Annotated in this window: 11 protein-coding genes; 2 read left to right on the plus strand and 9 right to left on the minus strand. The window is 70.5% G+C overall.

The window, feature by feature from the left end:
* The first annotated feature begins 174 nt into the window (after window positions 1-174).
* A complete protein-coding gene (locus ACIA3K_RS30965) occupies window positions 175-1,770 on the plus strand; it encodes a phytoene desaturase family protein (RefSeq protein WP_396805295.1) in 1,596 nt (531 codons plus the stop codon).
* Here ACIA3K_RS30965 and ACIA3K_RS30970 read toward each other — a convergent pair.
* Entirely contained in the window at window positions 1,759-2,397 is a 639-nt protein-coding gene (locus tag ACIA3K_RS30970) for a TMEM175 family protein (protein ID WP_396805340.1), read from the minus strand. The two genes, ACIA3K_RS30965 and ACIA3K_RS30970, sit on opposite strands and share 12 nt — an antisense overlap.
* Before the next feature lie 169 nt (window positions 2,398-2,566).
* Window positions 2,567-4,147, minus strand: a complete 1,581-nt coding sequence (locus ACIA3K_RS30975; protein WP_396805297.1) for a Rieske 2Fe-2S domain-containing protein — start codon at window positions 4,145-4,147, stop codon at window positions 2,567-2,569.
* A gap of 198 nt (window positions 4,148-4,345) precedes the next feature.
* Between ACIA3K_RS30975 and ACIA3K_RS30980 the strand changes: the two genes are divergently transcribed.
* Window positions 4,346-4,570 (plus strand): DUF2631 domain-containing protein, encoded by a 225-nt coding sequence (locus tag ACIA3K_RS30980; protein ID WP_007456591.1) that lies wholly within the window; start codon window positions 4,346-4,348, stop codon window positions 4,568-4,570.
* An 87-nt stretch (window positions 4,571-4,657) separates the two neighbouring features.
* On the opposite strand, the gene ACIA3K_RS30985 is transcribed toward ACIA3K_RS30980, so the two are convergent.
* The 7 genes from ACIA3K_RS30985 to rpsB form a co-directional block, all read right to left on the minus strand.
* A complete protein-coding gene (locus ACIA3K_RS30985; protein WP_396805299.1) occupies window positions 4,658-5,908 on the minus strand; it encodes a DivIVA domain-containing protein in 1,251 nt (416 codons plus the stop codon).
* Between the two features lie 31 nt (window positions 5,909-5,939).
* On the minus strand, window positions 5,940-7,097 hold the full coding sequence (rlmN, locus tag ACIA3K_RS30990; RefSeq protein ID WP_396805301.1) for a 23S rRNA (adenine(2503)-C(2))-methyltransferase RlmN: 1,158 nt from the start codon (window positions 7,095-7,097) through the stop codon (window positions 5,940-5,942).
* A 104-nt stretch (window positions 7,098-7,201) separates the two neighbouring features.
* On the minus strand, window positions 7,202-8,569 hold the full coding sequence (locus tag ACIA3K_RS30995; protein WP_396805303.1) for a phosphatidate cytidylyltransferase: 1,368 nt from the start codon (window positions 8,567-8,569) through the stop codon (window positions 7,202-7,204).
* A 430-nt stretch (window positions 8,570-8,999) separates the two neighbouring features.
* Window positions 9,000-9,557, minus strand: a complete 558-nt coding sequence (gene frr, locus ACIA3K_RS31000) for a ribosome recycling factor (protein ID WP_204943784.1) — start codon at window positions 9,555-9,557, stop codon at window positions 9,000-9,002.
* Window positions 9,558-9,612: 55 nt separating this feature from the next.
* Window positions 9,613-10,380, minus strand: a complete 768-nt coding sequence (gene pyrH / locus ACIA3K_RS31005; protein WP_151490294.1) for a UMP kinase — start codon at window positions 10,378-10,380, stop codon at window positions 9,613-9,615.
* Between the two features lie 162 nt (window positions 10,381-10,542).
* Window positions 10,543-11,370, minus strand: coding sequence for a translation elongation factor Ts (gene tsf, locus ACIA3K_RS31010; protein WP_355051590.1), 828 nt, complete (start codon window positions 11,368-11,370; stop codon window positions 10,543-10,545).
* Window positions 11,371-11,504: 134 nt separating this feature from the next.
* Complete coding sequence (rpsB, locus tag ACIA3K_RS31015) at window positions 11,505-12,407, minus strand: 30S ribosomal protein S2 (RefSeq protein ID WP_396805306.1); 903 nt, start codon at window positions 12,405-12,407, stop codon at window positions 11,505-11,507.
* Window positions 12,408-12,414 lie beyond the last annotated feature (7 nt).

A 12,414-nucleotide genomic window follows, 5' to 3' on the forward strand; every position in this document is an offset into this window, starting at 1 on the left:
CCCGCAGTCAACACATGCGCTCGCGCCACCCAAACTCCTTCGACCGGTCCGTACCGTGATCAACGATCACTTGCACGGACCGGTCGAACCCGCCCCGCTTCTCCTGACGCGAACCTCTTGATCACCGGGTTGCAGCGGGCGGTGGTGGGGGTGGTGGGACTAGGCTGCGGCGGCATGAGTGGTGAGATTCCGGCTCGGGCTGACGTCGTCATCGTCGGGGCCGGGCACAACGGTCTGGTCTCCGCAGTTCTGCTGGCCCGCGCCGGCCTCGACGTCCTCGTGCTGGAGGCCGCCGACGTGATCGGCGGCGCGACCCGCACCGAGAACCCCTTCCCGAAGGTGCCAGGGCTGCGCCACTCCACCGGCTCGTACCTGCTCGGGCTGATGCCCCCGGAGCTGCTCGCCACCCTCGACGTACGCATCCCGGTGCTGCGCCGCGACCCGCACTACTTCCTGCCCACACCGGGTGGCCTCGGCTCGCCGTACCTGCTCTTCGGCAGCGACACCGCCGCCACCCGGGCGCAGCTCACCGAGTTCTTCTCCCCCGCCGACGTGGCCGCCGACGACGCCATGCAGGCCGAACTCGCCGCGCTACGCGAGGACCTCGCCCCCGCCTGGCTGGCCGAGCCCATGAGCGTCGAGGAGACCGCCGAACGGCACGTCCGCCCGGCACTGCGGCAGGTCTTCGTCGACCTGGTCCGCGGGTCGGTCGCCGACTACCTGGCCCGCTTCGAGTTCCGCTCCGAACTGCTGGTCAGCATGTACGCGGTCACCGACGGCCTCTCCGGCCTCAACGCCGGCCCGGACGATGCCGGGACGGGCCACAACTTCCTCGTGCACAACATGTGCCGGCTACCCGGGTCGGGCGGCACCTGGATGATCGCCGAGGGCGGCATGGGCACCGTCTCGCGGACGTTCGCCGACGCCGCACGCGCCGCCGGGGCCACCATCACAACGGGTACGCCGGTGAGCGCGGTGACCCTGGACGGCGGCGCGGCCAGCGGCGTCGTGCTGGCCGACGGTCGGCAGGTCGCAGCGAGGGTGGTGCTCGGCGCGTGTGACCCGTACACCCTGATGGAGCTGTTGCCCGACGGCGCGCTCCCGGCGCGACTCGGCGATCAGATGGCGGCGGTCCGCCGGCCCGGCACCACCCTCAAGCTCAACCTGGCGCTGCGCGGCCTGCCCCGCTTCTCCTGCCTGCCGGCCGACGCGCCGAGCCCCTTCGGGTCGACCATCCACCTGCTGCCCGGCTCCGCGTCGCTGGTCGGCGGCGACGCCCCATCGCCGATGACCGCGCTGCGCGACATGTGGACGGACGTGCAGGCCGGGCGCCTGCCGGCTGAGCCGACCATCGAGTGGTACCTGCACACCACCGTCGACCCGTCGCTCTCCGACGCGGCCGGGCACCACTCGTCGGCGCTGTTCGTCCAGTCGGTGCCCTACGAGCTGACCGGCACCACGTGGGACGCGGAACTGCCCGGTTACGTCGACCGGCTCGTCGAGATCGTCGAACGGTACGCCCCCGGCACCGCCGACCTGATCGCCGACGCGGTGCCGCTGCCGCCACCCGGGATCGAGGCGCACTTCGGCATCAGCGGCGGGCACATCCACCATGTCGACAACACCGTCTCGTTCACCGACCGGATGCCGTACGCCACCGGCGTCGACGGCGTGTACGCGGGCAGCGCCGGCTGCCACCCCGCCGGCAGCGTGATCGGCGCCGCCGGCCACAACGCGGCCCGCCGAATCCTCACCGACCTAGGTCGTTGACTCGGCCCGGCGCGCGTACGGGCGGAGGTCACCCGGGCCGCCGATGAGATAGAAGCCGACCAGCAGGAGGTACGCGCAGAGGCTCAGGATCGGGTCGACGAAGACGGTGGCGAAGGCGACCAGGTAGAGCACGGGCTTCAGCCGTATCCGCCGTGCGATCGCCCGAGCCAACCGGGGATCCAGGTCGGCGTGCAGCAGGCTGGCCCGGCGGGCCCACCACCAGCTCAGGTTCACGAAGATCGCCTCACCGAGCACGGTGCCGAGGTAGAGGGCGGCGGTCAGCCGTTGCTCGGTGGCGCTGCCCCGCAGGTTGTCCGACAACAGGTCGGCGGTGAACGGGATGGTGGCGATGAAGAGCAGCACGAGCAGGTTGAGCACCAACAGCATCTGGTCGACCCGGACCACGTACCGCCAGATGTTGTGGTGGGCGATCCAGACCTGACCGGCGATCCCGAAGGTGATCACGTACGCCAGGTAGGACGGCCAGGCGTGGGCGAGGGCGGCGGGCAGCTCCCTTCCGCCCTCGCGGGCCGGGCCGGTCTGGAGCAGTTCGACGGCCATCACCGTCAGGACGACCCCGAAGACACCGTCGCTGAACGTCTCGACCCGCGCAGCGTCCCGGGCCATCTCCCGACCGCGCCCGTACCGGTAGTCCTTCCGCGCGTCCGCCCCTGCCACGCCCGCCCCGCTCTCGGTGGTGCGTCTCGCGCGCACCCCTCCCGCGATCTTGCGCTTTCGGTCGCCGTTCCGGGGCGATTGCGGTGCTTTACTCCCACCGAAAGTGCCAGATCGCGGACTAGGAGAGGGCTTCCCCGGCGGGGGCGGGCGTTTCTGCGTCCACCCGGTGGGCTCTCACCTTGTGGCCGACGCTCGTTAGGCAGCGGCCGCTCGGCAGGTCGAAGCGCCAACCGTGCAGCTGGCAGGTGAGCTGGTCACCCTCGACGATGCCGAAGCGGGTCAGATCCGCCTTCAGGTGCGGGCAGCGGCGCTGCACCACCCAGTCGCCCAACGTGATGTCCTCGGCGTCGGTGCTGCGCTCGTGCTCGTCGTACCAGCCCTCGGCGTACTGGAGACGCTCCTCGGAGAGGCACTTGAAGAACGCGTAGACGAACTCGTTGTACTGGCCGATCCGCGCCGCCGAGAACCGACAGGACAGGAAGAGCGAGTTGACCCAGTCCACCTCGTCGATGAAGAGCAGGTGCTCGATCAGCGACCGCTCGGTCCGGAACCGGTACCGCACCTTCTCGTCCGCGTACGGCCGGACCTCCTTGCCCGGGAAGTCCACCACGATCGACTCGACGCTCTCGCCGTCGTACCCCACCAGGTCGAAACGGACCGGACCGCCGACCCCCTTGGCCAGGTAGATCGACTCGTCGAGCAGCGGCTCGATCCGGCGCTTCATCTCACCGAGCACGTCCACCTCGGGGTGCCGCCAGGACGCCTTCTCCGCCTCGATGATCGGGCGCTTACGCTCCCGCATCTCCTCCAGGTGGGCGACCTTGTTGGCGAAGAACTCCTCGACCGGCACCGGGTGGGTGGTGCTGGCGCCCTCGGTGGTGACCTCGGCGACGCTGCCCGGCAGCAGCACGATGCCGTTGGTGCCGCCGACCTTGGCGTACTCCGACAGGAACACCGACTGGTCGGGGAAGATGTTGCCCTCGTCGCCGTGGATGTCGTTGAACTGCCACAGCTCGTCGTCGAGGAAGCACGGCGGGCCGGCGATCGGGAAGACGTGATCGGCCTTCAGGTCGTCGATGTACCGCCAGGTCCGGTCGAACTGTCGGTCGCGCTTCTGCTTGCCGAACGCGGTCTTCGCCGCCTGCGGCAGCTCGTAGACCATCGGGTACCAGATGGCCCCGGAGAACTGGAGCAGGTGCGCGTGCACGTGCCCCAGCTCGGCGAAGACGCTCAGGTCGGTGGGGCGGGCGTCGTTCTGGTTCAGCAGCCGCACGCCGTCGTACTCGACCCAGAGCGACGAGTCGCCGATCGGGCCGTCGGTGGGGCTGGTCAACGCCTGGATCATGATCTTCAGCCCGCCGGGCAGCTCAACTACCTGCTCGTTCGGGGCCTTCAGGAACTTGGTGAAGCCCAACGCCCGGAACTCGTCCTCCATCTCGGAGGTGGGGAACTCGGGAAGCAGGACCGTGGCGTCCTTCGAGATGTGGTCCCGCAGGTGCTTCGCGTCGAAGTGGTCCCGGTGCAGGTGGGAGACGTACAGGTAGTCGACCTGACCCAGCGTCTCCCAGTCGAGCAACGAATTGTCCGGGAAGGGGAACCACGAGGCGAAGTAGGCCGGATTGACCCACGGGTCGCACAGGATGCTGCCCGCGGCCGTGTCGATCCGCATGCTGGCGTGCCCGGTTCCGGTCACTCGCACTACACAGTCCCCCTCAAACAGACAATCAGGTGTACGCCAAACGCTACCGGAGTGAGTCTGACCGCCACCCCTCGACGCCCGCAGAGCCGTCCGGCCTGGGCGGGCAGGGCTGTCCGGCCGGGAAACCCCCACCGCACCGCCCCGGGCGGGAGGCGTGCCAGACTAACCAAAGATCCGATCGCGAGGGAAGGACCGACAGTGGCAGGAAGCGAGCCGGTAACGTCGCCGGACCAGCACAAGCCCGGGCACCGCAAGTCGGGGCGCATCGGCGCCGTGCTGTCCGCGCTGGCGCTGGTCGTCATGGCGTTCTGCGGCAACCACGAAGGCAGGGTCGAGGACATCTGGCTGGTCGGCCTCGCCGCGCTGCTGCTGGTCATCGTGATCGGCGATGCCGTGCTGCGGCGCAACGGTCTGCGCTCCTGACCCAGCCGTCCGCCGGTCGACCGGCCGAGAAACGCCGAGGGCCCGCCCCCACCCGGGGACGGGCCCTCGTTCGTGTACGCGTCCGGGTCAGCGCCCGAACAGAATGTCCTGCACGTCCTTGAGCGCCGCGTCGACCTCGGCCTCGAAGTAACCGCCGGGCACCAGACCGAACCGGAGCGTGTCCAGGTCCTTCGGGTCGACCGGCATCGGGTTGCGCCGCTGCATGCCGCCGAGCAGGGAGTCGAAGAACTGGTCCACCTGGTCCGGGTCGTACCCGCTGCCGAATCGACGGACCTGGAACCGGCGGCGGATCTGGTCGACCCGGTACAGGTCGCTTCCGGGCGGGCCGGCCATCGGCGGACCACCCATCGGCGGACCGGCGACGGCGGGCGGGCCGGCCATCGGCGGACCGCCGATGCCCTGCTGCGGCATCGGAGGCGGACCGGCCGGGCCGCGCCGCAGGTCACGCAGGTCACGCTCGGGCATCCGGATCTCGGCCGTCATGTCGGCGCGGGCACGCCGGCCGGCCTCGAAGCCGTCGAAGCGCGGCTCCTCCGGCGGCGGGTAGCCACCCGGCGCTCGCGGACCGTCGGGCGGCCCGTACCCGCCGGGCATGCGCTGGTCATCGGGCGGGCCGTAACCACCGGGCATCCGCTGGTCGTCCGGCGGACCGTAACCACCGGGCATCCGCTGATCGTCGGGCGGACCGTAACCACCCGGCATGCGCTGGTCGTCCGGCGGACCATAACCACCCGGACCGGCCGGCAGGCCACGCGGCGGCATGCCGTGCCCACCCATCGGGCCGCCGGGCCCCATCGGGCCGGGACCGCCCGGGCCGGGGCCGGGGCCACCAGGGCCAGGGCCGCGCTGTGCGTCGTAGCCGCCCCGGGGGGCGTCGTACCCGCCGGCGAAGGCGCCGGTGGGCTCGTCGTACCGGCCGTAGCGGTCGGCCGGCGGACCGGCCTGGGCGGGCATCGGGCGGGGAGGCATCGGCTGCGGCATGCCGCCACGGTCGTCGCGCATCGGCGGACCCATCCGGTCCGGGGGACCCATCCGGTCACCCATCCGAGGATCGCCGCCGCGTCCGGCGCTGTTGCGCTCCTCCAACTCGGCCAACTGTCGCTCGACCCGGTCCAAGTGCAGGTCGACCTGCCACTCGTCATAGCCGTTGAACCGGACCCGGAAGACGACGTCGTGGACCTCCTGCGAGGCGACCGGCGCACCGACCTGTCGGCCGTCGAGCGTCGCCTCGACCCGGTCGAGGAAGGCGTCCACCTCGTCGACCTTGTATCCCCGGCGAACCGCCTTGCGCCGGAAACGCTGACCCTGACTCGCCACTATGTCTCCTGGTGTCGTTCGCCACGCCCGGTCACGCCGGTGCCTCTTCGGCGCGGTCGGTGAAGGTGTCGGTGTCCTCGGCGGCGGCGAGCTGGCCACACGCGCCGTCGATCTCGCGACCCCGGGTGTCCCGTACGGTGGTGGAGACTCCCGCGTCGCGCAAGCGCCGGACGAACTCCCGCTCGACCGGCTTCGGGCTCGCGTCCCAGCGGCTGCCCGGGGTCGGATTGAGCGGGATGAGGTTCACATGCGTCAACTTGCCGGCCAACAGCCGCCCGAGCAGGTCAGCTCGCCACGGCTGGTCGTTCACGTCCTTGATCATTGCGTACTCGATGGACACGCGACGGCCCGTCCGGGCGGCATAGTCCCACGCTGCGTCCAGCACCTCGGCTACCTTCCAGCGCTGGTTTACCGGCACGAGTTCGTCGCGCAGATCATCATCGGGCGCGTGCAACGACAGCGCAAGGGTCACAGAGAGGTCTTCGCTGGCCAGTCGGCGGATGGCCGGAACCAGGCCGACCGTGGAAACGGTGATGTGCCGCTGGGACAGGCCGAGCCCTTCCGGAGCGGGGCTGACCAGCCGACGGATCGCCGCAACGACCCGGTTGTAGTTGGCCAGTGGTTCGCCCATGCCCATGAACACGACGTGCGACAGCCGCGGCGGTGAGCCGGCGACCGCGCCGGAGGCCGCGACCCCGGCCAGGTAGACCGCCTGGTCGACGATCTCGGCGGTGGACAGGTTGCGGGTCAGCCCGGCCTGGCCGGTGGCGCAGAACGGGCAGGCCATGCCGCAGCCCGCCTGGCTGGAGATGCAGACTGTGACCCGGTCCGGGTAGCCCATCAGCACGCTCTCCACCAACGCGCCGTCGTGCAGCTTCCAGAGCGCCTTGCGGGTCGCGCCGTCGTCGCAGGCCAACTCACGCACCGGCGTGAGCAGCGTGGGCAGCAACTCGTCGGCCAGGCGCGCACGGGTCGCGGCGGGCAGATCGGTCATCGCCTGCGGGTCGCGTACCAGCCGCCCGAAGTAGTGGTTGGAGATCTGCTTGGCACGGAACGCGGGCTCGCCCAGCCCGGCGACCAGCGACTGGCGGCCGGCCAGGTCCAGGTCAGCAAGGTGCTGCGGTGGCATGGAGGCCCGGCGTGCGTTGGGGGCGTCCGAGATGGCGGGGATCAGCGGCAGACTCGTCATGGCCGGTCCAGTGTGTCACGCCTGAAGCGTTCGGCACCCGTCCGGAGGTGCCGAACCGGCCCCCGGCGTCGGTCGGCAGCGCTCCGGCCATGGTGACGCATGCCTCACCCCGCCAGCGGCACGAAGATCACGAGCAACAGGTAGGCGGTCGGCACCGCGAACAGGATCGAGTCCAGCCGGTCCATCAGGCCACCGTGCCCCGGCAGTAGGTTGCTCATGTCCTTGATACCGAGATCCCGCTTGATCATCGACTCGGCGAGGTCGCCGAGGACCGCCGCGCAGGAGACGGCCACCCCGAACACCGCGCCCCACCACGGGGCCAGATCGAACATCAGCCACAGCAGCAGGGCGCTGCCCACCGCCGCCGCGGTCACCGAGCCGGCGAACCCCTCCCAGGACTTCTTCGGGCTGATGGACGGGGCCATCGGATGCCGGCCGAAGGAGACGCCGGCCGCGTACCCACCGGTGTCGGAGAGGACCACCGCGATCAGCGTGGCCAGGATGCGCAGCCGACCGTCGTCGGGGGCCGCCGCCAGCAACGCCGCGAAACCCGCGAGGAACGGCACGTAGACGGCGATCAGGGTGGCGGCGGTCAGATCCCGCTGGAAGCCGGACGGGCCGTCACCCAACCGCCAGATCATCGTGCCGAGCACCGTCACCAGCAGCCCGAGGCTGAGCGCGTCCGGGCCGGCGAACCAGGCCAGACCCACGGTCAGGACACCACCGGCCAGCAGCGGCACCAGCGGCGGGTGAGCGCCGCTGCGTCGGACCGCCCGGGCCATCTCCCAGATACCGATTGCGACGGCGGCGGCGATCACCGGCAGGAACGCCGGCGGATAGACGACCAACGGCACCACGATCAGCGCGCCCAGGGCGAGGCCGACACCGATCGCCGCCGGCAGGTTGCGGCCGGCTCGTCCGGTACCCACCTGCTGTGTCGCCGGTCGGTCGACGCTGGCCCGTCGGCGTCCCTTCGGCCGCCGACCCACCGGCGGCTCCGGGTCGGTGATCGGGTCGTCGTCCGGCAGAATCTCGGCGCCGATGGGCGCGAGCTGCGCGGTCGGGAAACCGGCATCGTCGTCGAAGCGGGGCGGAACGTCACGGTCGTCGTAACGCGGCCCGACCTCGCGGTCGTCGTAACGCGGCGGGGTGTCGCCGGCCGATGGGCGACCGCCGTAGTCGCCCCGGTCGTCGTAGGGGTTACGGTCATCGAAGCGGTCGCGCCGGTCCCGATCGTCGAAACGCTCCCGGTCCTCGGGGCGGACGGCCCGGCCACGCTCGTCGTACGGGTCCGCCGGCTGCGGCTCGGTGTACGCCCGGGCGCGGGGCTCGGCGTACACCTCAGGGCCGGCGGCCGGACGGCGGCTCCACTGGCCGGCCTCCAGCTCCTGGTCAGGCCAGGGCAGGGCGACCGGGTGCTCCGGCCGGTCCCAGCCGCGCGGCTCGCCGCCGTAGGGGTCGGGGCGGGACATCACACACCGTGTCGGAGCGCGAGTGCCACCACATGACGCAAGACCACAAGCATCCCCTACAAGCGCGACTGTTCTTCTCCGACTCGACCGCCGCGACGGTCACCAACCCCCGGTGTTCACCACTCGGTGGCCGGGAATCCTGCCGAGCCTACTGCACTCTCCGGCGCGGCGAGGCGGACGATGGCCCACCCCTGCGGCATACCCGCTCGGGCGCCGACCCCCTTTCCCAGACCTTTGCACTGCTTCAGCGGAGGCAACAGTCGATGTCCGGATACCGGACGCGAGGTGTTGCCTCGGTTGAAGCAGTGCAAAGGGGCTACGAGGGGTGCGGGGCCCCGGCCGGACGCCGGTTCAGCCCGGAGGAACCTGGACAGGAGCGAGGCCCGCCCCGCGGTCCGGGTCGGGCCTCGTCGTGACGAGCGGATGGGGGTCAGACCTCCAGCAGCTCGGTCTCCTTGTGCTTGACCAGGTCGTCGATGTTGGCGACGTAGCGCTGCGTCAGGTCGTCGAGCTCCTTCTCGGCGCGGCGGCCGTCGTCCTCGCCGGCCTCGCCGTCCTTGACGATCCGGTCCAGCTCCTCCTTGCCGCGGCGGCGGACGTTACGGATGGCCACCTTGGCCTCCTCGCCCTTGTGCCGGGCCACCTTGATCATGTCGCGGCGGCGCTCCTCGGTCATCTGCGGGAGCAGGATGCGCAGCTGGTTGCCCTCGTTGTTCGGGTTCACCCCGAGGTCCGAGTCGCGGATCGCCTTCTCCATCGCGTTGATCTGCGAGTTGTCGTACGGCTTGATGATGGCCATCCGCGGCTCGGGAACCGCGATGGACGCCATCTGGGTCAGCGGCGTGGGCGTGCCGTAGTAGTCGATGATGACCTTGGAGAACATGGCGGCGTTGGCGCGACCGGTGCGGATGGCGCCGAACTCCTCCTTGGCGTGCTCGACAGCACGCTCCATCTTCTCCTCGGCCTCGAGGAGGGTGTCGTCGATCACCGGTCTCCTCGCCTCCTTCTGTGCTCGTCGTGGGCTCTGCTGAAAGTCGTCAGGCTCACGCGGTGATCAGGGTGCCGATCTTGTCGCCACCCACCGCGCGGATGATGGTGTCGTCACCCTGCGCGCCGAAGACCAGCATCGGCAGGCCGTTCTCCATGCAGAGGCTGAACGCGGCCGCGTCGGCCACCCGCAGGTTGCGGCGCAGCACCTCGGAGAAGGTGATCGAATCGAGCTTGCTGGCGGTCGGGTCGATCCGCGGGTCGGCCGTGTAGACGCCGTCGACGCCGTTCTTGCTCATGAGCACCACGTCGGCGCGGATCTCCAGCGCCCGCTGGGCGGCCACGGTGTCGGTCGAGAAGTACGGCATGCCGGCACCGGCGCCGAAGATGACCACGCGGCCCTTCTCCAGGTGCCGGATCGCCCGCAGCGGGATGTACGGCTCGGCGACCTGGGCCATCGTGATCGCGCTCTGCACCCGCGTCTCGATGCCCTCCTTCTCCAGGAAGTCCTGCAAGGCGAGGCAGTTCATCACGGTGCCGAGCATGCCCATGTAGTCGGCGCGAGCGCGGTCCATCCCGCGCTTCTGCAGCTCCGCGCCGCGGAAGAAGTTGCCCCCTCCGACCACCACCGAGACCTGCACACCGCGGCGGACCACGGTGGCGATCTGGCGGGCGATGGCCTGCACGACGTCCGGGTCGACGCCGATCGCGCCCCCGCCGAACACCTCACCGGAGAGCTTCAGCACCACCCGGCGGGCCCGTCCGGGCGGCGGTGCCGTCGGATCGTCCACCGCCAGCGTCCGGTCACTCACAACCTGCGTCATCCGCCCCGCCTTCCCCACGCGCACGCCCCGGGCGAGGCGTTACCGCGAACCTGCCGCTGCCGACCCTATGTGACGAGGAGGCCGCGGTGCTTGTCACGTACACCGGCGGCCTCCTCGTTCGACGTCTCCTGCCCACGGGCGCGCGTGGCGCCCGGTGGCGGCTCAGGCCTGGCCGACCTCGAACCGCACGAAGCGGGTCACCTCGATGCCGGCCTCGGCCAGCACCTGCTTCACCGACTTCTTGTTGTCGGCCACGGACGCCTGCTCGACCAGGACGTAGTCCTTGAAGAAGGCGTTCACCCGGCCCTCGACGATCTTCGGCAGGGCCGCCTCGGGCTTGTTCTCCTCGCGGGCGGTCTGCTCGGCGATGCGCCGCTCGGACTCGACGACGTCGGCCGGAACCTCGTCACGGCTGAGGTACTTCGGCCGCATGGCCGCGATCTGCATCGCGACGCCGCGGGCGTCAGCGTCGCCCGCCTCGTCGCTCTTGCCGGTGTACGACACCAGCACGCCGACGGCCGGCGGCAGGTCCTGGGCCTTGCGGTGCAGGTAGACCGCGGTGGTGCCCTCGACCTTGGCGAACCGGTTGAGCACCAGCTTCTCGCCGATCTTGGCGGACTGCTCCTGGATCAGGTCCGCGACGACCTTGCCGTCCAGCTCGGAGGCGAGCAGCTCCTCGGCGTTGGTCACGCCGGAACGCTCGCCGTGCTCGACCAGCTGCTGGGCCAGCGCGATGAACGACTCGGTCTTGGCGACGAAGTCGGTCTCGCAGTTGAGCTCGAGCAGGGCCTTGCCGGAGTGGGCGACCAGACCGTTGGCGGCCGTACGGCCAGCCCGCTTGCCGACGTCCTTCGCGCCCTTGACGCGCAGGATCTCGACGGCCTTGTCGAAGTCGCCCTCGGCCTCGGTCAGCGCCTTCTTGCTGTCCATCATGCCGGCGCCGGTGAGGTCGCGGAGCTTCTTGACGTCCGCGGCGGTGATTTGGGACATGGCTCTCTCTTCGATGTTGAGTCGGCGTGTGGATGGTCAGAGGTGCCGGTTACCCGGAATCGGGCCGAACGTGCCCGTCGTACCGTCGCCGCCCGCCGTCCGCGAAAACGGACGGCGAGGCGGCGACGATGCGATCACTCCGCGGTCGCGGCCGCCGGCTGCTCAGTGGCGGCCTGCGCCGGCTGCTCGGTGGCGGCGGGCTGCTCGTCGGCGGCAGCGGCCGGCTGCTCGGTGGCGGCGGGCTGCTCGTCGGCCTTCTTCGGCTCCAGCAGCTCGCGCTCCCACTCGGCCAGCGGCTCGTCGCTCGCGACACCCTCGGGCTTCTCGTCCCCGCCCCGGCGACGGCCGGAACGCGCGATCAGACCGTCCGCGACGGCGGCGGCGACGACCTTGGTCAGCAGCTCGGCCGAGCGGATGGCGTCGTCGTTGCCCGGGATCGGGAAGTCGACCTCGTCCGGGTCGCAGTTGGTGTCGAGGACGGCGATCACCGGGATGCCCAGCTTGCGGGCCTCGTCGACGGCGATGTGCTCCTTCTTGGTGTCGACGATCCAGACGGCGGCCGGCAGCTTCTGCATGTCCCGCAGACCACCCAGCGTGCGGGTGAGCTTGATCTTCTCGCGGGAGAGCTGCAGCGTCTCCTTCTTGGTGTAACCGGCGGCGGTGCCGCTCAGGTCGCCAAGGGCCTCCAGCTCCTTCATCCGCTGGAGCCGCTTGTACACCGTCTGGAAGTTGGTCAGCATGCCACCGAGCCAGCGGTGGTTGACGTACGGCTGACCGACCCGGGTCGCCTGCTCGGCGATGGCCTCCTGGGCCTGCTTCTTGGTACCGACGAAGAGGATGCTGCCACCCTCCGCGACGGTCCCACGCACGAACTCGTACGCCTTCTCGATGTAGTCGAGAGTCTGGCGCAGGTCGATGATGTAGATGCCGTTGCGCTCGGTCATGATGAAGCGCTTCATCTTCGGGTTCCAGCGCCGGGTCTGGTGCCCGAAGTGGACACCGCTCTCCAGCAGCTGACGCATGGTCACGACGGCCATGGTGTGG

This window comes from Micromonospora sp. NPDC051543 (assembly GCF_044454415.1).
Taxonomy (GTDB): domain Bacteria; phylum Actinomycetota; class Actinomycetes; order Mycobacteriales; family Micromonosporaceae; genus Micromonospora.